The organism is Pseudorhizobium flavum (assembly GCF_044142885.1).
Lineage (GTDB): Bacteria > Pseudomonadota > Alphaproteobacteria > Rhizobiales > Rhizobiaceae > Neorhizobium > Neorhizobium flavum.
The window spans coordinates 44,722-62,711 of the sequence record NZ_JBIOKZ010000005.1 but is presented as its reverse complement, the minus strand read 5'-3'; the positions used below and the strand labels follow the sequence as shown (position 1 = coordinate 62,711).

The following is a 17,990-nucleotide window of genomic DNA, read 5'->3' as shown; positions in this document are numbered from 1 at the left end:
ACTGACCGGGAAACCGGCAAGCGAAGGGGCGGGAAAAGTCCGTTCATCCTCATGCATTTTTCAGAGAAACGGGCTAGAAGCCAAGCATGACACAGAATAGCCGGACCGAACAAAAGCTTGCCGAACTGAACCAGCCCCAGCCCTGGTCCGGCATCAATGCCTATCGATCTGACCCGCTGATCGTTGATCTGACCGCCGGTCTGCACCGCAGCCTGCGCGAGGAGTTCGATTCGCTCGGCCACTACGCCACGTCGCCGGAGGCACAGGAACTGGCGCGGATGGCGAACGAAAGCCCGCCGAAGCTTCGCACCCACGGACCCCGCGGCGAGCGGCTGGATGTCGTGGAGTTCCACCCGGCCTGGCACGCGCTGATGCGTCGCTCCATGTCAATCGGGCTGCACTCGTCGGTCTGGGAGAGCATCGCAGAGGCCAAGGGGACCGAGCACAAGGCGCGCGCCACCCGCTTCTACCTGACGGCGCAGCTCGAATGCGGCCACCTCTGCCCGCTGACGATGACCAGCGCCTCCGTCGCTGCTCTGATGGCATCGCCGCGTGTCCAGAAGGAATGGGCACCGAAGATCCTGTCGAGGAAATACGATTCATCAAACCGGCCGGCGCTGCAGAAGAATGCCATCACGCTCGGCATGGGCATGACTGAGAAGCAGGGCGGCACGGACGTGCGGGCGAACCGATCCACCGCTGAGCGCGTGGGCGAGGGCATCTATCGTCTTTCCGGGCACAAGTGGTTCATGTCGGCCCCGATGAGCGACGCCTTCGTGATGCTGGCAAAGACCAACGAGGGCATCGGCTGCTTCCTCGTTCCGCGCTTGCTGGAGGACGGCTCGGCCAACGGGCTGCAGTTCCAGCGCCTGAAGGACAAGCTCGGCAACCGCTCCAACGCCTCCTCTGAGGTCGAGTTCACCGATGCCTTCGGCTACCTGCTGGGCGAGCCGGGCGCCGGGATACGCACCATCCTCGACATGGTCACCCTGACGCGGCTCGACTGCGCCTTGGCTTCGGCGGGCATCATGCGTGCTTCGCTGGCCGAAGCAGTGCATCACTGCCGCGGCCGCAGCGTATTCGGCAAGAACCTCATCGACCAGCCGCTGATGACGCGGGTGCTGGCAGACATGGCCCTCGACGTCGCGGCGGCGACAGCGCTCGCTTTCCGCCTTGCGGATGCCTTCGACCGCGCAGCGAGCAGCCCGGCCGACGCAGCCTTCGCCCGCGTCATGACGCCGGTCATCAAGTACTGGAACTGCAAGATCGCGCCTTCGCTCATCTACGAGGCGATGGAGTGCCTCGGCGGCAATGGATATGTCGAGGAGCGCCCGGTGGCGCGGCATTATCGGGAGGCACCGGTCAACGCGATCTGGGAAGGCTCCGGCAACGTCATGGCGCTGGATGTCTTGCGCGTTTTGTCTCGCGGCAAGGACCTCTTCGATCTCGTCCTCTCCGGCTTTGAACGCGACCTTGGCGCTTCAGGCCGCAAAACGATCGAGGTGCTGCGGGCAGCCATGGCGCTCTGCGAGACGGACGAGGGGGCGGCGCGCCTCCTGGTCGAGCAACTGGCGCTTGCCGCCGGTGCAGCCGAACTGGCGCGGCTCGGCGCCGGCAAGATCGCGGACGCCTTCCTGGAAACGCGTCTCGCCGGCGGCTGGCGCTCGACCTATGGTATGCTCGATGCCCGCTTCGATGCGTCTTACATCGTTGACCTTCTCTATCCGGCAGCGAACTGACCGGCCGCCATCAGCACGAGCGGAATGGTGAGGAAGGAGAAGACAGTCTGTACCGTCGCCGTCGCCGCGTAAAGCTCGGCGTCGCCCCCCATCTTCTTGGCGAGGATATAGCCGTTCATGGCCGTCGGCACGCCGGCGCTCAAACCGAGCAGCGTGATCGCAGGGCCGGTAACCCCGGCCATCAGTGCGGCTCCGATCATCACGACGGGAAAGAAGGCGAGTTTCAGCACCGTCGAGAACAGCACCAGCGGGTGCGGTTTCAACGCGTCGGAGACACGCAGGCCAGCTCCCACGGCAATGAGCCCCAGGCTCAGCGCCGCCCGCGCCACGAGGTCTATAGTGGTCATCAAAGGCGCGTAGATGGGAATGCCGAGTTGGTTGACGAGGACGCCGAGCAGGCAACTGATGATCATTGGGTTGGTGATGATCCGCAAGGCAAAGGTGCCAAAGCCCATATGGGCGCCGGAGAACCTCAACAGCACGCCGACATTGATGAAGTTGATCGGCAGAATGATGGCCGCCATCACCAATGCTACGACGGTCAGCCCATAGTCTCCCGCGATCTTCTGCGCGATAGCCAGCGCTATGAAGGCGTTCCATCTGGTGGCAGTCTGGAAGACGGAGCTGAAGGCAGAGGCGGGGACGCCGATCCGCCTCAAGACCGGCCAGAGCGCCAGCACTAGCCCGCACATCGCCACCACGGCCGCGACAGCCGTAACCGCAATGGCGCTGATCTCCATGCTCGAAAAATCGGCTGTCGCCAGCGTGTGGAACAGCAGGGCCGGGAACAGGACGTAGTAGCCACACTGCTCAAGCCCCTCCCAGAAGGTCCCGTTGATGAGCGGGCTGCGCTTCAGCGCCACGCCCAGCAGGACCAGGAGGAAGATCGGCAGGATACTCTCGAAGATGATCAGCATGAGGGCCAGTTCGGCTGTCGGCAAGAAGGCACCGAGGCTTATCTGCCGGTTGGCGCGGATGCAATCCTACGGTTTCTGTGAATGGAGAACGAGCGCTCATTGTGCGGGGCTGTCGGGCCGCTTATCGGCAGACAACGAGTTGGAGTGCCGGTCATGCTTGCAGTACAGGAAGCTTTCGTTGATCCCCTGCCGGAGAAGCGCGTCAAGAATCGTGCGCAGACCGAAGCAGCGATCTTCCACGCTGCGCGTGACCTCTTGGCGGAGGAGGGGTTCCAGGGGTTCGGCATCAATGCCATCGCCAGGCGCGCCGGCTGTGACAAGCAGTTGATCTACCGCTACTACGGCGGACTGGACGGTCTTCTCGATGCCATCGGTGCCGATCTGGGCGACTGGGTCAAGGAACGGATTCCCGAAGACACGGGTGGAATGTTCGTTCTGACCTATGGGGATCTGATGGAGCGGCTGTCGCTTCTCTACATGGATGCCCTGCGCAGCGATCCGCTCATATGCAAGATCATCGCCTGGGAGGTCTCGAAGGATACGCCGCAGGTCCGCCGCCTTGCCGAGGCGCGCTCCAGGGCGCTGGCGAAGTGGCTCGACCGGATGCGTGGCAGCCTTTCTGCGCCGAAGGGCGTGGATGCGCCAACGGCCAACGGCATTCTGTTTGCAGCCATCCAGCATCTGGTGATCTCGTCGGTGGTAACGGGTGAGTTCGCGGGCTTGCCGCTCCGAAGCGACAAGGACTGGGACAAGGTCGCAGCGTCCATACGTCGTCTGGTGCGCGGCATCTACGGTTGAAAAAAAGGCCCGGAAGAGGATTGATATCCATCCCCCGGGCCAGGTCGAGACGGTGGCCGCCACACCGTCTCCTGGGAAAGGTTACTGTTTCGGGATGCCGGCCTTCTCGATGACGGCGCCCCACTTCTCGATGTCGGCCGCGAGCCGGTCGCCGATTTCCTGAGGCGTGCTCGAACGCGCTTCTACGCCAAGCTCGGCAAAGCGCTTCTGGACTGCCGGATCCGCCAGCACCTCGACGAGCGCCGCATTCAGCTTCTCCACCACTTCGGGAGGCGTGCCTGTCGGCGCAAAGATCGCGTTCCACGAGGTGACGTCGAAGCCTTCGACACCCTGTTCCTGCGCGGTTGCTAGATCGGGCAGGAGTTTCGAGCGCTCGGGACCGGAGGAGGCGAGCGCCACCGCCTGTCCCTGTTCCAACGCCGCCTTCAGCGCCGTCTGGCTGTCGATGATGACGTCCAGTTCGTCGCCGAGGAGTGCGACGAGGAGATCCGGCGTCGCCTTGTAGGGCACGATGGTGAAGTCGATCCCAGCCGTGGACTTGAAGAGTTCAGCGGCGAGGTTCTGGCTGCTGCCGACGTTGATCGTGCCCACGTTGAGCATGCCGGGCTCTGCCTTGGCTGCCGCGAGGACATCGGCCAGCGTCGAGAACTTTCCTCCCTTCTTCGCCACGAAGACGAAGTCGAAATAGGCAAGGCTCGAGACCGGAACGAAATCCTTCATCGGATCGAATTGCAGGTTCTCGAAGAGCGGCACGCTGATCGCCGTGCCGTTGGAGAGAAGTGCAAGCGTGTAGCCATCGGCCGGAGCGTTCAGCGCCGCCCTTGCCGCGACCGAACCTGCCGCGCCCGGCTGGTTCATGATGATGATCTGCTTGCCGAGCTTCTTGCCGAGCGATTCGGCGACCACCCGCGAGGTGATGTCGGCGATGCCGCCGGGACCGAAGGGGAGGACGAGCGTGATGTCGCGCTCCGGGTAATTTTCCTGTGCCCAGCCGACAGCAGGAGCTGCCGTCACCAGCAGTATAGCCGGCAGCAATGCCTTGATCATCGTGCGTCGGAAAATCCCCGTCCGCTTCGTCGTTGTCTTCGTCATGTCTTCCTCCTCCAGGTGTGTTTGTTCAGGTTGTAAAGCCGTAGAGCCGGGCTGGATTGTCGACCAGCAGCCGCTGCTGCTCCTCCGCGGTAGGCCCGATCCGGGCAACGAGATCGAGAAGATCCGCCTCGTCCACCGGCTCCTTCAGGTTGGGATGCGGGAAATCTGTGCCCCACAGCGTCCTCTCGGGGCTAGCCTCCACCAGCGCGCGGGCGAACGGAATGGCCGCATCGAAGGGATGCCGCGAGATACGTTCGGAGCCGCAGACCTTGACCCAGCAGTCCTCGCGACGGGCGAGCTCCAGCAGGGACTGGAATGCCGGCTGCTGCGTCCCCAGTGCGGTGTCGACGCGTCCCATATGGTCGATCACGAAGGGTATTGGCAGCCCCCGGATCATGTCGGAGAGCGGCACGATGTCGACCGCGTCAAGATGCAGGACGACATGCCAGCCTCGTCCCTTGATGCGGTCGATGACGCGGTCGAACACAACCATGTCCGGCGCGCCGCCCAGATGCTTGACGAAGTTGAACCGGACGCCGCGAACGCCTCCGTCGTGGAGCGCCTGCAGTGCCGTGTCGTCGAACGTGTCATCCACGATCGCGACACCCCGATAGCTGTCCGGGCGCCAGGCGATGGCATCGAGCATCGCCCGGTTGTCCGTGCCGTGGCAGCTCGCCTGCACGATCACGGCCCGCTCCAGACCGAGCCGCTCGTGAAGCGCGGCAAGTGCCTCCTTCGGTGCATCTTCCGGCGTGTAGCGCCGGTCAGGCGCATAGGGAAATACGGCGGCGGGGCCGAAGACATGGCAATGCGCGTCGCAGCTAAGCGCCGGCGCGGTGAAGTTAGGCTTGCGCTTCTGCTGGTCCTTGGGAGACGGGGCAGAGGTCATTCAGATACTCGCTTTCCTGATGGTTTTGTTGTCTGCGGCTGCGACCACCGATGCCGTGTCCGAAAGGCTTCTAAAGCTGGCATAGGTCGCCTCGACAAGATGCTCGATGGCAGCGTCGCGGTCGTCGCCGTCCACCGCCCCATTGGAGAGGCGGGTGATGCGCTCGGGATTGATGAGGGCGTAGTAGAGACCGCCGAGGAGGAACTGGCTGCGCCAGACGAGGCTTTCCAGCGACGCACCCGGCACGCACTCTGCCAGCGCCTCGATGAAGGTCCGGCTGGTCTGGTCGAAGGCATCGGCGATGATCGCCTGCGCGTCCGGATTGCCTTCGGCGGAGAGAACGGCCCGCATGCGGGTAAATTCCGCTCCGCCTCCGTCGCCGTCGGAAGAGGAGACAAATGCCGGTACCACGTAGGCCCGCAGGATCGCCATCAGGCGCTCGTCGGGATCGCTGATTCGCCGCGCTTCCCCGAGAAGCTCCAGGCGCCGCGCGTTCATGGGATGCGTGTGACGCTCGTAGATCTCCCGCAAAAGGTTTGCCTTGGAGCCGAAATGATAGGTCAGGCTCCCCACATTGACGCCTGCCGCCTTGGCCACGTCGCGGAGGGACACAGCATTGTAGCCGCTGCGGGAGAACAGCATGGCGGCGTTTCGCAGGAGGATCTCTTTTACGTTTGCTCGCATTATTTGTACACTTGTCCAAATTATTCGGTCAGTCAATCGGCGAAGGGGCGGTGGCTGAAGATTTCTCCGCATTCGGGATTGGGAGTGTGGTTGTCCACAGATTGGACAAGCCGTTAACCATAGGTAAGGGTTTGCGTTGCTCTCCCGAACGGGAGGCCTAAGTTGGGTTAACCAATCGTTAACCATGGGCAGGGCGAGCCGTTGCTGCAGGGAACCCAACTTTCGGATCGCGCATTGCTGGGCATCATGACGATGTTTTTCGCGGTGCTGGCGCTGGATATTGCCATCCCCGCGATCCTGCTGAGCCTGATGGCTTTGCTGAGATGGCTGCCGACGGTGGAGTTTCACCTCGTACAGCCGGGAAGGAGGACCGCATGAAGTGGTTCCTGATTCTATGGGGCGGACCAATCCTGCTGCTCGGCAGCTGGTACGGGCTATCCTACTACGACCTCAGCTTCGGCTTCTTCATGCTGACGCGCGAGACCCATGATCTCGTCTTCCAGGTCTATAGCTCCGTCCTCGGTATACCGGCCGAAGATCTTCCGCCGCTGGTGGCGCGTGCGATCGTTGTCGACAGCCTGATCGTCTTCGCGATCATCGCCTTCCGGCGACGCAGGAAGATTGCTGCCTGGTGGCGCGCGCGTCAGGAGCGATCGGCGTCGGACGCTCTTCCGAGTGAGGATAGCCTGTCCAGAGCTCCCTGAAGGATGAAGCTCGCGGCCGCCGAATCGATTCGTTCGGCGCGTTTCGCCCGCGAGACATCCATTTCCAGCAGGGCGCGCTCCGCTGCCACCGTCGACAGTCGCTCGTCCCAGAAGACGAAGGGTAAGGCCGTCTTGTCCCCCATCGAACGCACGAAGGCCCGCGTCGCCTGGACCCGCGGCCCCGCAGACCCATCCATATTCATGGGCAGGCCGATGATGAAGGCGCCGACCTTTTCCTTCTCCGCAAAGGCCAGCAGCAGTTCGGCATCCTTCGTGAACTTGGTTCGCTTGAGGACGGGTCTGGGCGAGGCAAAACGGCGACCGAGGTCGGACATGGCGATACCGATGGTTTTCGTGCCCAGATCGAGGCCCGCGATCGCCTGGCTATTCTGAAGCGTTCCAGCCAGTTCCTCGATCGTCAGCACCGTCATCCGTTTTGCATCCTTTGCGTAGAAACAGGCATGGCGCCGCTTCCAATTGGGCGCCGGTGGGATATCTCTTTAGCATTTCCGCCAGTTTTCGCATCACGTACGAGGAGACTTTTCATGAAGATCACCTGGCTCGGCCATTCCGCCTTCCGCATCGAAACGCCCAAGGCAAAGATCCTGATCGACCCCTTCTTCACCGGCAATCCGGCCTTTGCCGGCCTGGATGCCAAGGACGCAGCCGAAGGCATCAGCCATATCCTTCTCACCCACGGCCATGGTGATCACGTCGGGGATACCATTGCTCTCGCAGAGGAAACCGGCGCCGTCGTTCTGGCCAATGCCGATCTCGCGGCCTGGCTCGGCAAGAAGGGTGTGGCGAAGGTCGACATGGGCAACACCGGCGGCACGATCTCCTTCGACGGCTTCACGGTGACGTTCACCCAGGCGCACCATTCCTCGGCGCAGATCACGGAGGATGGCGTCTCCCATTCCCTGGGCAACGCCAATGGCCTCATGCTGCATTTTGACGACGAGCCGTCCGTGCTGCACATGGGCGATACCGACATCTTCACCGACATGGGATTGATCAACGAACTGCATCAGCCGGATATCGGCCTGGTTCCGATCGGCGACAGGTTCACCATGGGCGGCGCCGTTGCAGCGCTGGCGTGCCAGCGCTTCTTCGACTTCAAGCATGCAATCCCCTGCCACTACGGTTCGTTCCCGATCATCGACCAGACAGCGGAGAAGTTCGTGAAGGGGATGGAGGGCACACGGACCCGCGTGGAAGCGCCGGCGACGGGGACGACGCTCAGCTTCTGATTATCCGCTTCCCCGTTGCGAACGGCGGACGTGGCCATTATAGCGGTAGGAAATTCTTGCCCGGAGCCAATGCCATGTCCGTCGATCTCGCCACAGTCAAGCGCGTCGCGCGTCTTGCCCGCATTGCCGTCAGCGATGACGAGGCGGAGCGCATGGTTGGCGAACTGAACGGCATCCTCGGCTTTGTTGAACAGCTTGGCGAAGTCGACGTCACGGGTGTCGAGCCGATGACGTCGGTGACGCCGATGGTCATGCGCAAGCGCACCGACGACGTCACCGATGGCAGCAAGGCCGATGATATCGTCGCGAACGCACCAGCCACCGATCGCAATTTCTTCCTCGTCCCGAAGGTCGTCGAGTAGCCGCACCTGCTGTCCTCCGACCATTCCCGACATACCCGCTGAGCGATAGAGAAAATGACCGAACTCACCAGCCTCACCATTGCCGAAGCACGCGACAAGCTGAAGGCCAAGGACATCAAGGCCGTCGAACTGACGCAGGCTTATGTCGACGCCATCCAGGCAGCAAACGAGGCGATCAATGCCTATGTCGCGGTAACGCCGGACAAGGCGCTAGAGATGGCCAAGGCGTCGGATGAGCGGATTGCGGGCGGCAAGGCCGGCGCGCTCGAAGGCATTCCGCTCGGCATCAAGGACCTGTTCGGTACGCGCGACGTCCATACTCAGGCCTGCTCGCACATCCTCGACGGCTTCCAGCCCAAGTATGAATCCACCGTCACCCAGAATCTCTGGAACGACGGCGCGGTGATGCTCGGCAAGCTTAACATGGACGAGTTCGCCATGGGCTCCTCCAACGAGACCTCATATTACGGTCCGGTCATCAACCCATGGCGGGCGGAAGGCTCCAATCAGCAGCTCGTGCCGGGCGGCTCGTCCGGTGGGTCTGCCGCTGCCGTTGCCGCGCATCTCTGCGCTGGCGCCACCGCGACCGACACCGGCGGCTCCATCCGCCAGCCGGCAGCCTTCACCGGAACCGTTGGGATCAAGCCGACCTATGGCCGCTGCTCGCGCTGGGGCGTCGTCGCCTTCGCGTCCTCCCTGGACCAGGCCGGACCGATCGCCCGCGACGTGCGCGACGCCGCAATCCTCCTGAAGTCGATGGCAAGCGTCGATGCCAAGGACACCACCTCCGTCGATCTGCCGGTTCCGGACTATGAATCCTCGCTCGGCCAGTCGGTGAAGGGCATGCGGATCGGCATCCCGAAGGAATATCGTGTCGAAGGCATGCCGGAGGAGATCGAGAAGCTCTGGCAGCAGGGTGTCGCCTGGCTGAAGGATGCCGGTGCCGAGATCGTCGACATCACCCTGCCGCACACGAAGTACGCGCTTCCGGCTTATTACATCGTCGCACCGGCGGAGGCGTCTTCGAACCTTGCCCGTTATGACGGTGTCCGTTACGGCCTGCGCGTCGACGGCAAGGACATCGTCGACATGTACGAGAAGACGCGCGCCGCCGGCTTCGGCAAGGAAGTCAAGCGCCGCATCATGATCGGCACCTATGTGCTCTCCGCCGGCTACTACGACGCCTATTACCTGCAGGCCCAGAAGGTTCGCACGCTGATCAAGCGCGATTTCGAGCAGGTCTTCGATGCCGGCGTCGACGCCATCCTGACGCCCGCCACCCCATCCTCGGCCTTCGGGGTCGCGGACGAGGATCTCGCTGCCGATCCGGTAAAAATGTACCTCAACGACATCTTCACGGTGACGGTGAACATGGCGGGCCTGCCGGGCATCGCCGTTCCCGCCGGTCTCGACCACAAGGGCCTGCCGCTCGGCCTGCAACTGATCGGAAAGCCGTTCGAGGAAGAAACGCTGTTCAAGACCGCGCATGTCATCGAACAGGCCGCCGGCCGCTTCACGCCGAAGAAATGGTGGTAAGCCAGGTATCACGTTGAGAAGCCGGCCTCCTTCTGGAGGCCGGCTTCATCTTCACCTGTTGTTCTGTTCCGCTCTCACCAGCACCAGACCACGCTCTGTGATGCGGTAGGGCATGCCGCCGGTCGAGCGGATTGCCTTCTTCTGCTTCAGCTTGCGGAACGTAACGATGTCGAGCCCGCTGAACATCCAGCCTTCGCGGGTGAAGAGCTGCAGCTTTTCGACCTTTCGGTTGTCGTTACGGACGAGTTCGATCCTGCCGCCCTGGGCAAGCAGGTGGAGAATGCGCTGTTCTGCGCGCGATATGTCCATTGTCTGAGATCCTGAACGGCGCCCACGAGGTGGGCGCACAAAAACGGTACCGGCGTCACGGAGACGTCGATGGTTCGTTCTTGCGGGGCCAGGCGTGCTGTGGAGCGCGCCGGCCCTTCAGCGGGACTCAGACTGAGTAGACATCCAAACTCCAATAAGGATGCTCAATGGCTAGAGAGGCCGCCGCTTCAAGTCAAGCTTTACGGTCTGTGGCAGCCTGCCCACTTGGCAAAACGCCAGACTCAGTGATCTAGTGGCTGCAAACAGGGGCGGCCATGGCGAGCATTCGCAACGCGCGTGAGGACGAGACCGGGACGCTGAGCGAGATCGGCCTGCGCGCCTGGGAAAAGGCAATGAGCAGTGTCGGCGAGATGGCAGGCATCCGCGACAATGCGCGCTTGGCCTTCGATACTTTCACACGGTCCGCCTGGTTGACGATTTCGGTGATCGAGCAGGGTGGCGTCATAGCCGGCTGGGGGGCACGGGAAAAGCTGGACGAGCTGATCTCCGACTTCTGGATCGATCCGCCGTACCAGCGCCATGGCCTCGGTAGCGCGCTGCTGGCATCGATCGAGTCAGACATCGTGCGTCAGGGCTTCGACACTGCCCGCATCGAGACACACGCCCGTAACGACGAGGCGGTGGCGTTCTTCGAGAAGCACGGCTATCGCATCAACTGGCTGAGCGCCACGTACTCCCCGAAGCTCGATCGCGAGGTGCAGACCGTCGGGCTCACCAAGGTTCTCGTGGAGGAGGCAGCGGGAACCTACGGGCCCGCCTACTGATACACATGGCCTCGGAAGAAGGCGGCGACGGCTTCGGGTGCAACTATCCAAAGCCCGGCCAGGAACGTGCTCAGGCCGACATGAAGCGAGGCAATCAGCGCGAGGATCGTCCGGAACGGCTCCTTGCGCGTCTTGTGACGCAAGAGCCGCTGCGCAAGGATCGCCCCGAAGCTGCCGCCGATAAGAGCCAGCAGCAGCAGAGTGCTTTCGCGCACGCGCCACCTGCCTTCGACTGCGGCACGCTTGTCCCACCAGTAGACGGAGAACACCGCAACATTCAGGAGAAGGTAGAGGACAAGTGTAAGTGATGCCGGTTGCATCTCGCTATCGTGGCACGCGCTGGTTAAGTTTCCGCCAAGCGCGCACGATGTTGCTCCCGGGGAAGGTGCCTGCGCTTGCGCCACCGCCCCATTTGCTCTACCTCACCAACTACCCCAACAAGACCATTTCAAGAGCATTCCATGACCATTGTCGATGTCCGCACGCCCGATCCGAAGCGTCTCATTCCCGGTGCCACGGGGGACTGGGAAGTCATCATCGGCATGGAGGTGCATGCTCAGGTGCTTTCGAAGTCCAAACTCTTCTCGGGCGCCTCGACGGAGTTCGGCAAGGATCCGAATGCGAACGTCTCGCTCGTCGACGCCGCCATGCCCGGCATGCTTCCCGTCATCAACGAGGAATGCGTGCGCCAGGCCGTCCGTACCGGGCTCGGTCTGAAGGCGAGGATCAACAAGCGCTCGGTTTTCGATCGCAAGAACTACTTCTATCCCGACCTGCCGCAGGGATACCAGATCTCGCAGTTCAAGGATCCGATCGTCGGCGAAGGCAAGATCGTGATCTCTCTGGGCCCCGACCGGCAGGGCAACTTCGAGGATGTGGAAATCGGCATCGAACGCCTGCACCTGGAGCAGGATGCCGGCAAGTCGATGCACGACCAGCACCCCACCATGTCATTCGTCGACCTGAACCGCTCCGGCGTGGCGCTGATGGAGATCGTCTCCAAGCCCGACATGCGGTCTTCGGACGAGGCCAAGGCCTACATGACGAAGCTTCGCTCGATCGTTCGCTATCTCGGCACCTGCGACGGCAACATGGACGAGGGCTCCATGCGCGCCGACGTCAACGTCTCCGTCCGCCGCCCGGGCGAGCCCTTCGGAACGCGCTGCGAGATCAAGAACGTCAACTCCATCCGCTTCATCGGTCAGGCCATCGAATACGAGGCGCGCCGCCAGATCGGTATCCTGGAGGACGGCGGCAGCATCGATCAGGAGACCCGGCTCTTTGACCCGAACAAGGGCGAGACGCGTTCCATGCGATCGAAGGAAGAGGCGCACGACTATCGCTATTTCCCCGACCCGGACCTCTTGCCGCTCGAGTTCGACGACGCCTTCGTGGAAGAACTGAAGCAGCACCTGCCCGAATTGCCGGACGACAAGAAGGAGCGTTTCGTGCGCGAGCTCGGTCTTTCCGTGTATGATGCTTCGGTTCTCGTGTCGGAGAAGGCGATTGCCGACTATTTCGAGGCAGTTGCCGCCGGCCGCGACGGAAAGACGGCTGCGAACTGGGTCATCAACGACTTGCTGGGTGCCTTGAACAAAGCCGGAAAAGCGATTGAAGAGACTCCGGTTTCACCCGATCAGCTTGGCGGCATCATCGACCTCATCAAGGCCGAGACAATCTCCGGCAAGATCGCCAAGGACCTCTTCGAGATCGTCTGGAACGAGGGGGGCGATCCTGCCGAGATCGTTGAAGCGCGCGGCATGAAGCAGGTGACCGACACCGGCGCCATCGAGGCGGCCGTCGATGAGATCATTGCCGCCAATCCGGACCAGGTGGCCAAGGCCCAGGCCAAGCCTGCACTGGCCGGCTGGTTCGTCGGACAGGTGATGAAGTCAACGGGGGGCAAGGCCAACCCGCAGGCGGTTCAGGCATTGGTGAAGGCGAAGCTTGGGATCGAGGAATAGGCCGCATGGTCTTCTTTGTCCGCACAGCAGCAGAAGGAGACGTGGAGCAGATCCGCGCCCTTCTCGCAGAGACCTTTCATGCCACCTATGACGCCTTCTATGGTCCCGAGAAGGTTGCGCAACTGATCGGCAGCTGGCACTCCCCTGCAGCCATCCGCGCCAGGATCGTCCGGAAGGACGGTGAATTCCTCTTGGCAGACGATGGTCGGAAGCTCGGCGGGCTCGGCTATGCGGCCATGTACCCGAAGATGGAAAAGACGGTGATGCTGCACCAGCTCTACGTCAGGCCATCCTGCCAGGGTGACGGCATCGGCCGCGACATCTTCGCCGAACTTGAAACCTGCTTTCCCTATGCAGAGGTGATGCGCACCGAGGTAGCCCTGCAGAACCTCCGCGCGATCTCCTTCTATGAGCGGCTGGGCTTTTCCGAGGTGGATCGCATGGAGGAATGGGGCGGCCCTAACTCCGGCCTGCCCGCGGTCGTTCTCGAGAAGTCCCTTCGGAACCTGTGAGCGGCCTTGTGCAGAAGGATGTGCTGATCCGGCAGGCCCTCGAGAGCGACCTTCCAGCTCTCATCGCGATTTTCGCTTCCGATGCCGTGGGTGGTCATGGCGACACGACCGATGCGGAAGCCTACGAGGATTACCTCAAGGCCTTCACCGCGATAGATCTCTCGCCCAACGAGCGACTTTTCGTGGCCGAACGCGGCGGTGAAATCGTCGGTACGTTCCAGATCATGTTCAACCGGACGCTGACGGGCAGAGGTGGCCTTTCCATGGTCATCGAGGCGGTCCAGACTCGCGCCGACACGCGCGGCCAGGGGATCGGTGCCATGATGATAGACTACGCGGTCTCCGAAGCGAGGCGCCGCGGGTGCCGGCTGGTGCAACTGACGTCCAACATGGCGCGGCAAGACGCGCACCGCTTCTACGAGCGCCTCGGTTTCGCCAAGAGCCACTTCGGGTTCAAGATGAAGCTTTGACGCGGCTCGCGCCAACCGGAATCGCTGGACATGGCGCGCCGCAGGTTGCATAAGCGGTCGGATAAATCCTCGGTCGCACGCCGTGCGAATGCCTTTGCCAGAGCTGACGAAGAACACATGAAAAATCTCCTGCTGCAGATATTCACCTGGTGGAACGGACAGACAATCGGAACGCGCTTCTTCACCTGGCGCTCCGGCACGAAGATCGGGGAAGATGAATTCGGGAACGTCTACTACGAGGGTCCCGAAACCTCCTTCGGCGTGCCGCGCCGCTGGGTCATCTTCAACGGTCCGGCAGAGGCATCGGCGATTCCGCCGGGCTGGCATGGCTGGATGCATCATCGCACCAATGTTGCGCCGTCCCAGGAGACCTATCAGCCACGCGAATGGGAGAAGGGGCACAAGCCAAATCTCACCGGTACTTCCGGCGCCTATCGCCCCAAGGGCTCGCTTGCAGGTGCCGGCGAACGCGCTCGCGTCACCGGCGACTACGACGCCTGGAGCCCGGGAAGCTGACACCTGTTTTGGCCACATTCGGCCTCTAGGCCGAAGAGGCGCCTTGAGGCCGCCTTGGGAGCCCTGAGGCGCGACGCAGAATGGGACCATCATCGATGACGAATATCATGCGCAAGCTGACCATTTGCCTTCTTGCAGCGGCTGCGTCGGCGTCTTGCGTCACCTCCGTCTCGGCGGCTCGCATCTCCAATCCGGTCGCGGTCTTCGCCGGCATCGACAAGATCACCGGTCGCATCACCACCTTTGACGTCTATATCGATGAAACGGTCCAGTATGGCGCGCTGCAGGTAACGCCGAAGGTCTGCTATTCTCGGGACGAGACGGAAGCGCAGAGGGTGGACGGTTTCATCGAAGTGGACGAGATCACCCTCGACCGCAAGATCCGGCGGGTATTCACAGGCTGGATGTTCGCAGACAGCCCAGGCCTCAACGCCGTGGAACATCCGATCTATGACGTCTGGTTGACCGGCTGCAAGCAGGAATCGGACGTTCCGGCCCCGGAAGCCACGAACTGAACCTAGAATTTCAGATGCGGCGACTCCACCGCCTTCTTCAGCTTCTCCAGGTAATCGTCCTTCGGGATGTCGATGGCGCCGAAGGTCTTAAGATGCTCGGTAGTGAACTGGGTGTCGAGCAGCGTAAAGCCTCCCGCCTTCAGTCGCTCGACCAGATGTACCAGGCAGATCTTTGAGGCATCGGTCCGCCGGGAGAACATGCTCTCGCCGAAGAAGGCAGAGCCAAGGGAGACGCCGTAAAGCCCTCCTACGAGCTCCGCGCCCTCGAACGCCTCGACGCTATGGGCATGGCCCATGGCATGAAGCTCGCAATAGAGCTTGCGAATGGTCGCATTTATCCAGGTGCTCGGGCGGTCTCCGGCAGGCTCGGCGCATTTCTCGATCACCTGTTCGAACGCGCTGTCGAAGCGGATGTCGAAGGGTTTCCTGCGCATCTTCTTGGCAAGGCTGTGGGAGACGTGGAACTGGTCGAGGGGGAGGACACCACGGACCTCCGGCTCGACCCAGAAGATCTCCGGGTCGTCCGCCGATTCTGCCATCGGAAAGAGGCCTATTGAATAGGCGCGCAGAAGGATATCCGGTGTGATCGCCGGATAATATCTGCCGCGCCGCCCGACCATGTCCCTCCTAATGCGCCTTGTGATGCGCCAGATAGTGTTCCAGCCAATGGATATCATATTCGCCGTTGGCGATATCCTGATTGGACACCAGATCCTGGAAAAGGGGGAGGGTCGTCTTCACGCCGTCCACGACAAACTCGTCGAGAACCCGCCGCAGACGCATCATGCATTCCACCCGGGTACGGCCGTGCACGATCAGCTTGCCGATAAGGCTGTCGTAATAGGGCGGGATCTTGTATCCGGCATAGGCACCCGAGTCGACGCGCACGCCAAGGCCACCGGGCGCATGGAAATGGGTGATCGTGCCGGGCGACGGCACGAAGGTGCGCGGGTCCTCGGCATTGATGCGGCACTCGATGGCGTGGCCCGAGAAGGTTATCTCGTCCTGGGTCACCGAAAGGCCGGCGCCGGAAGCGACACGAATCTGCTCGTGAACCAGATCGATGTTGGTGATCGCCTCGGTAATCGGATGCTCGACCTGAAGACGCGTATTCATCTCGATGAAGTAGAACTCGCCATTTTCGTAGAGGAACTCGACGGTCCCGGCGCCCCGGTATTTCATCTTCTTCATGGCGTCGGCGCAGATCTGGCCGATCTTCATCCGCTGCTCGACGTTGAGGGCAGGGGAATTTGCCTCTTCCCAGACCTTCTGGTGGCGGCGCTGCAGCGAGCAGTCGCGTTCGCCGAGATGGATGGCATTGCCTTCCCCGTCACCAACGACCTGCACTTCGATGTGCCGCGGCTTGCCGAGATACTTCTCCATGTAGACGGCCGGATTACCGAAAGCGGCTGCGGCTTCCGAGCGTGCCGTATCGAAGGCCTCCTGAAGATCGTCCTCCGTCTTGGCCACCTTCATGCCGCGGCCGCCGCCGCCGGCCGTAGCCTTGATCAGCACCGGAAACCCGATCTTGCGCGCCGTCTCCAGCACGTTCTCCGATGTCACCTCGCCATCCGATCCGGGAACGACGGGAATTCCCAGTTCGACTGCCGTCTGCTTGGCGGTGATCTTGTCACCCATCAGCCGGATATGCTCGGCCGTCGGTCCGATGAAGGTAATGCCATGCGCCTCGAGGATATCGGCGAACTTGGCGTTCTCCGACAGGAAGCCGTAGCCTGGATGAACGGCGTCCGCGCCAGTGATTTCGCAGGCCGCGACGATCTGGTGGATGTTGAGATAGCTGTCACGCGACGGCGGCGGGCCGATGCAGACGCTCTCGTCGGCCAGCCGTACATGCATGGCATCGGCGTCCGCAGTCGAATGGACCGCGACGGTTGCGATGCCGAGTTCCTTGCAGGCGCGCAGAACGCGAAGCGCAATCTCGCCGCGATTGGCTATGAGGATTTTCGAGATCATTGGCGGTCCTATTCGATGACGACGAGCGGCTCGCCGTATTCGACCGGTTGCGCATCGTTGATCAGAATTTCCGTCACCTTGCCGGAGCGCGGGGCGGGAATCTGGTTCATGGTCTTCATCGCTTCGATGATGAGAAGGGTCTGCCCTTCCTTGACCGTTGCACCGACTTCGATGAACGGGCGGGAGCCCGGCGCTGGGGAGAGGTAGACGGTGCCGACCATAGGTGCCATGACCGCGTTGCTGTTGTCACGGGCGGCTGGCGCTGCTGCTGCCGGCGCTGCGGCGGCCGCGGCGGGCGCTGCTGCGGGAGCAGGGGCGTGGTGGGCGATCGGCGCCTGAACGTACTGCGTTGCCGATGCGCGGGAGACACGGATGCGCAGATCGTCCTGCTCGACTTCGATCTCGGTGAGGTCGGTGTCGTTGAGGATGTTCGCGAGATCGCGGATCAATCCCTTGTCGATACCGTTCTTCTTCTCAGACATGGCAATTCCTGTTGTTCTGTTATCTTGTCAGTCAGTGATGCTTTTCAAGGCGTGCAGCGCCAGGATGTAGCTGGTCGGGCCGAAGCCGCAGATCACGCCCTTGCATGCCGGCGCGATCTTCGAGTGATGACGGAATTCCTCGCGCGCATGAACGTTGGAGATGTGCACTTCTATCACGGGCACCGTTATTGCCTTGATGGCATCGTGCAGGGCAACCGACGTGTGCGTATAGGCGCCGGCGTTGATCGCCACGCCGACCGAGTGCTCGCCCGCCTCATGCAGCCAGCTGACCAGATCGCCCTCGTGGTTGCTCTGACGGAAGTCCACGTCCAGTCCAAGCTCGCGGCCAGCGGAAATGCAGTCGGCCTCCACGTCCTTCAGCGTCTTGCCGCCATAGATGCCGGGTTCGCGCTTGCCGAGCATGTTGAGATTGGGCCCGTTCAGGACAAAGACCGTCTTGCTCATCTTTTTCGATGTTCCACCAAAATTGAG

Annotated in this window: 24 protein-coding genes; 13 read left to right on the top strand and 11 right to left on the bottom strand. The window is 62.1% G+C overall.

What is annotated here, in order from left to right; genetic code table 11:
• The first annotated feature begins 86 nt into the window (after window positions 1–86).
• Window positions 87–1,739, top strand: a complete 1,653-nt coding sequence (locus ACEPP2_RS11415) for an acyl-CoA dehydrogenase family protein (protein ID WP_395516677.1) — start codon at window positions 87–89, stop codon at window positions 1,737–1,739.
• Here the strand turns inward: ACEPP2_RS11415 and ACEPP2_RS11410 are convergent.
• Complete coding sequence (locus ACEPP2_RS11410; RefSeq protein ID WP_077547897.1) at window positions 1,721–2,656, bottom strand: AEC family transporter; 936 nt, start codon at window positions 2,654–2,656, stop codon at window positions 1,721–1,723. The genes ACEPP2_RS11415 and ACEPP2_RS11410 overlap by 19 nt on opposite strands.
• 153 nt (window positions 2,657–2,809) lie before the next feature.
• Here ACEPP2_RS11410 and ACEPP2_RS11405 point away from each other — a divergent pair, with 153 nt between their 5' ends.
• Entirely contained in the window at window positions 2,810–3,454 is a 645-nt protein-coding gene (locus tag ACEPP2_RS11405) for a TetR/AcrR family transcriptional regulator (RefSeq protein ID WP_077547198.1), read from the top strand.
• Window positions 3,455–3,535: 81 nt separating this feature from the next.
• Here the strand turns inward: ACEPP2_RS11405 and ACEPP2_RS11400 are convergent, their stop codons facing one another.
• The 3 genes from ACEPP2_RS11400 to ACEPP2_RS11390 all read right to left on the bottom strand — a co-directional run bounded on the left by ACEPP2_RS11400 (window position 3,536) and on the right by ACEPP2_RS11390 (window position 6,119).
• On the bottom strand, window positions 3,536–4,501 hold the full coding sequence (locus ACEPP2_RS11400) for a Bug family tripartite tricarboxylate transporter substrate binding protein (protein WP_395516815.1): 966 nt from the start codon (window positions 4,499–4,501) through the stop codon (window positions 3,536–3,538).
• A gap of 70 nt (window positions 4,502–4,571) precedes the next feature.
• Complete coding sequence (locus ACEPP2_RS11395) at window positions 4,572–5,435, bottom strand: amidohydrolase family protein (protein WP_077547200.1); 864 nt, start codon at window positions 5,433–5,435, stop codon at window positions 4,572–4,574.
• A complete protein-coding gene (locus tag ACEPP2_RS11390; RefSeq protein ID WP_077547201.1) occupies window positions 5,436–6,119 on the bottom strand; it encodes a TetR/AcrR family transcriptional regulator in 684 nt (227 codons plus the stop codon).
• Between the two features lie 201 nt (window positions 6,120–6,320).
• Here ACEPP2_RS11390 and ACEPP2_RS11385 point away from each other — a divergent pair, with 201 nt between their 5' ends.
• Both ACEPP2_RS11385 and ACEPP2_RS11380 read left to right on the top strand, forming a co-directional pair.
• The gene (locus ACEPP2_RS11385; protein ID WP_156157129.1) at window positions 6,321–6,497 is read left to right on the top strand and encodes a hypothetical protein; all 177 of its coding nucleotides are present in this window, start codon (window positions 6,321–6,323) and stop codon (window positions 6,495–6,497) included.
• The gene (locus ACEPP2_RS11380) at window positions 6,494–6,823 is read left to right on the top strand and encodes a DUF6105 family protein (protein ID WP_077547202.1); all 330 of its coding nucleotides are present in this window, start codon (window positions 6,494–6,496) and stop codon (window positions 6,821–6,823) included. The genes ACEPP2_RS11385 and ACEPP2_RS11380 overlap by 4 nt, the downstream gene beginning before the upstream one ends.
• Here the strand turns inward: ACEPP2_RS11380 and ruvX are convergent.
• On the bottom strand, window positions 6,763–7,254 hold the full coding sequence (gene ruvX / locus ACEPP2_RS11375) for a Holliday junction resolvase RuvX (RefSeq protein WP_077547203.1): 492 nt from the start codon (window positions 7,252–7,254) through the stop codon (window positions 6,763–6,765). The two genes, ACEPP2_RS11380 and ruvX, sit on opposite strands and share 61 nt — an antisense overlap.
• Before the next feature lie 114 nt (window positions 7,255–7,368).
• On the opposite strand from ruvX, the gene ACEPP2_RS11370 reads away from it, so the two are divergent.
• The 3 genes from ACEPP2_RS11370 to gatA all read left to right on the top strand — a co-directional run bounded on the left by ACEPP2_RS11370 (window position 7,369) and on the right by gatA (window position 9,971).
• Complete coding sequence (locus ACEPP2_RS11370) at window positions 7,369–8,073, top strand: metal-dependent hydrolase (protein WP_077547204.1); 705 nt, start codon at window positions 7,369–7,371, stop codon at window positions 8,071–8,073.
• 74 nt (window positions 8,074–8,147) lie between these two features.
• A complete protein-coding gene (gene gatC, locus ACEPP2_RS11365) occupies window positions 8,148–8,435 on the top strand; it encodes an Asp-tRNA(Asn)/Glu-tRNA(Gln) amidotransferase subunit GatC (RefSeq protein WP_077547205.1) in 288 nt (95 codons plus the stop codon).
• A 54-nt stretch (window positions 8,436–8,489) separates the two neighbouring features.
• Window positions 8,490–9,971, top strand: a complete 1,482-nt coding sequence (gene gatA, locus ACEPP2_RS11360; RefSeq protein ID WP_395516676.1) for an Asp-tRNA(Asn)/Glu-tRNA(Gln) amidotransferase subunit GatA — start codon at window positions 8,490–8,492, stop codon at window positions 9,969–9,971.
• Between the two features lie 51 nt (window positions 9,972–10,022).
• On the opposite strand, the gene ACEPP2_RS11355 is transcribed toward gatA, so the two are convergent.
• On the bottom strand, window positions 10,023–10,280 hold the full coding sequence (locus ACEPP2_RS11355) for a YjhX family toxin (RefSeq protein WP_281977498.1): 258 nt from the start codon (window positions 10,278–10,280) through the stop codon (window positions 10,023–10,025).
• A 275-nt stretch (window positions 10,281–10,555) separates the two neighbouring features.
• Here ACEPP2_RS11355 and ACEPP2_RS11350 point away from each other — a divergent pair, with 275 nt between their 5' ends.
• Entirely contained in the window at window positions 10,556–11,065 is a 510-nt protein-coding gene (locus ACEPP2_RS11350; RefSeq protein WP_281977497.1) for a GNAT family N-acetyltransferase, read from the top strand.
• Here the strand turns inward: ACEPP2_RS11350 and ACEPP2_RS11345 are convergent.
• Window positions 11,059–11,385 (bottom strand): DUF1294 domain-containing protein, encoded by a 327-nt coding sequence (locus tag ACEPP2_RS11345; RefSeq protein ID WP_395516675.1) that lies wholly within the window; start codon window positions 11,383–11,385, stop codon window positions 11,059–11,061. The two genes, ACEPP2_RS11350 and ACEPP2_RS11345, sit on opposite strands and share 7 nt — an antisense overlap.
• A gap of 141 nt (window positions 11,386–11,526) precedes the next feature.
• Here ACEPP2_RS11345 and gatB point away from each other — a divergent pair, with 141 nt between their 5' ends.
• The 5 genes from gatB (at window position 11,527) to ACEPP2_RS11320 (ending at window position 15,042) form a co-directional block, all read left to right on the top strand.
• Entirely contained in the window at window positions 11,527–13,029 is a 1,503-nt protein-coding gene (gene gatB / locus ACEPP2_RS11340; protein WP_395516674.1) for an Asp-tRNA(Asn)/Glu-tRNA(Gln) amidotransferase subunit GatB, read from the top strand.
• Between the two features lie 5 nt (window positions 13,030–13,034).
• Window positions 13,035–13,541: a GNAT family N-acetyltransferase gene (locus tag ACEPP2_RS11335; RefSeq protein ID WP_142587071.1), complete on the top strand. Its 507-nt coding sequence runs from the start codon at window positions 13,035–13,037 to the stop codon at window positions 13,539–13,541.
• A complete protein-coding gene (locus ACEPP2_RS11330) occupies window positions 13,538–14,011 on the top strand; it encodes a GNAT family N-acetyltransferase (protein WP_395516673.1) in 474 nt (157 codons plus the stop codon). Before ACEPP2_RS11335 ends, ACEPP2_RS11330 begins: the two co-directional genes overlap by 4 nt.
• A gap of 117 nt (window positions 14,012–14,128) precedes the next feature.
• Window positions 14,129–14,527: an NADH:ubiquinone oxidoreductase subunit NDUFA12 gene (locus ACEPP2_RS11325; protein WP_395516672.1), complete on the top strand. Its 399-nt coding sequence runs from the start codon at window positions 14,129–14,131 to the stop codon at window positions 14,525–14,527.
• Between the two features lie 107 nt (window positions 14,528–14,634).
• Window positions 14,635–15,042 (top strand): DUF2155 domain-containing protein, encoded by a 408-nt coding sequence (locus ACEPP2_RS11320; RefSeq protein ID WP_395516814.1) that lies wholly within the window; start codon window positions 14,635–14,637, stop codon window positions 15,040–15,042.
• A 2-nt stretch (window positions 15,043–15,044) separates the two neighbouring features.
• On the opposite strand, the gene aat is transcribed toward ACEPP2_RS11320, so the two are convergent.
• From aat to aroQ, 4 genes are read right to left on the bottom strand one after another with little or no spacing between them, the layout of a single operon-like run.
• On the bottom strand, window positions 15,045–15,662 hold the full coding sequence (gene aat / locus ACEPP2_RS11315; RefSeq protein ID WP_152340388.1) for a leucyl/phenylalanyl-tRNA--protein transferase: 618 nt from the start codon (window positions 15,660–15,662) through the stop codon (window positions 15,045–15,047).
• A gap of 7 nt (window positions 15,663–15,669) precedes the next feature.
• A complete protein-coding gene (gene accC / locus ACEPP2_RS11310) occupies window positions 15,670–17,016 on the bottom strand; it encodes an acetyl-CoA carboxylase biotin carboxylase subunit (RefSeq protein WP_142587076.1) in 1,347 nt (448 codons plus the stop codon).
• 8 nt (window positions 17,017–17,024) lie between these two features.
• Window positions 17,025–17,498, bottom strand: a complete 474-nt coding sequence (gene accB, locus ACEPP2_RS11305) for an acetyl-CoA carboxylase biotin carboxyl carrier protein (RefSeq protein WP_077547213.1) — start codon at window positions 17,496–17,498, stop codon at window positions 17,025–17,027.
• Between the two features lie 27 nt (window positions 17,499–17,525).
• Window positions 17,526–17,963: a type II 3-dehydroquinate dehydratase gene (gene aroQ / locus ACEPP2_RS11300; RefSeq protein WP_077547214.1), complete on the bottom strand. Its 438-nt coding sequence runs from the start codon at window positions 17,961–17,963 to the stop codon at window positions 17,526–17,528.
• Window positions 17,964–17,990 lie beyond the last annotated feature (27 nt).

Excerpts from the sequence above, each read along its gene's own strand:
- ACEPP2_RS11415 (WP_395516677.1), top strand. The coding sequence starts at position 87 with ATGACACAGAATAGCCGGACCGAACAAAAGCTTGCCGAACTGAACCAG.
- ACEPP2_RS11410 (WP_077547897.1), bottom strand. The coding sequence starts at position 2,656 with ATGCTGATCATCTTCGAGAGTATCCTGCCGATCTTCCTCCTGGTCCTG.
- ACEPP2_RS11405 (WP_077547198.1), top strand. The coding sequence starts at position 2,810 with ATGCTTGCAGTACAGGAAGCTTTCGTTGATCCCCTGCCGGAGAAGCGC.
- ACEPP2_RS11400 (WP_395516815.1), bottom strand. The coding sequence starts at position 4,501 with ATGATCAAGGCATTGCTGCCGGCTATACTGCTGGTGACGGCAGCTCCT.
- ACEPP2_RS11395 (WP_077547200.1), bottom strand. The coding sequence starts at position 5,435 with ATGACCTCTGCCCCGTCTCCCAAGGACCAGCAGAAGCGCAAGCCTAAC.
- ACEPP2_RS11390 (WP_077547201.1), bottom strand. The coding sequence starts at position 6,119 with ATGCGAGCAAACGTAAAAGAGATCCTCCTGCGAAACGCCGCCATGCTG.
- ACEPP2_RS11380 (WP_077547202.1), top strand. The coding sequence starts at position 6,494 with ATGAAGTGGTTCCTGATTCTATGGGGCGGACCAATCCTGCTGCTCGGC.
- ruvX (WP_077547203.1), bottom strand. The coding sequence starts at position 7,254 with ATGACGGTGCTGACGATCGAGGAACTGGCTGGAACGCTTCAGAATAGC.
- ACEPP2_RS11370 (WP_077547204.1), top strand. The coding sequence starts at position 7,369 with ATGAAGATCACCTGGCTCGGCCATTCCGCCTTCCGCATCGAAACGCCC.
- gatC (WP_077547205.1), top strand. The coding sequence starts at position 8,148 with ATGTCCGTCGATCTCGCCACAGTCAAGCGCGTCGCGCGTCTTGCCCGC.
- gatA (WP_395516676.1), top strand. The coding sequence starts at position 8,490 with ATGACCGAACTCACCAGCCTCACCATTGCCGAAGCACGCGACAAGCTG.
- ACEPP2_RS11355 (WP_281977498.1), bottom strand. The coding sequence starts at position 10,280 with ATGGACATATCGCGCGCAGAACAGCGCATTCTCCACCTGCTTGCCCAG.
- ACEPP2_RS11350 (WP_281977497.1), top strand. The coding sequence starts at position 10,556 with ATGGCGAGCATTCGCAACGCGCGTGAGGACGAGACCGGGACGCTGAGC.
- ACEPP2_RS11345 (WP_395516675.1), bottom strand. The coding sequence starts at position 11,385 with ATGCAACCGGCATCACTTACACTTGTCCTCTACCTTCTCCTGAATGTT.
- gatB (WP_395516674.1), top strand. The coding sequence starts at position 11,527 with ATGACCATTGTCGATGTCCGCACGCCCGATCCGAAGCGTCTCATTCCC.
- ACEPP2_RS11335 (WP_142587071.1), top strand. The coding sequence starts at position 13,035 with ATGGTCTTCTTTGTCCGCACAGCAGCAGAAGGAGACGTGGAGCAGATC.
- ACEPP2_RS11325 (WP_395516672.1), top strand. The coding sequence starts at position 14,129 with ATGAAAAATCTCCTGCTGCAGATATTCACCTGGTGGAACGGACAGACA.
- ACEPP2_RS11320 (WP_395516814.1), top strand. The coding sequence starts at position 14,635 with ATGCGCAAGCTGACCATTTGCCTTCTTGCAGCGGCTGCGTCGGCGTCT.
- aat (WP_152340388.1), bottom strand. The coding sequence starts at position 15,662 with ATGGTCGGGCGGCGCGGCAGATATTATCCGGCGATCACACCGGATATC.
- accC (WP_142587076.1), bottom strand. The coding sequence starts at position 17,016 with ATGATCTCGAAAATCCTCATAGCCAATCGCGGCGAGATTGCGCTTCGC.
- accB (WP_077547213.1), bottom strand. The coding sequence starts at position 17,498 with ATGTCTGAGAAGAAGAACGGTATCGACAAGGGATTGATCCGCGATCTC.
- aroQ (WP_077547214.1), bottom strand. The coding sequence starts at position 17,963 with ATGAGCAAGACGGTCTTTGTCCTGAACGGGCCCAATCTCAACATGCTC.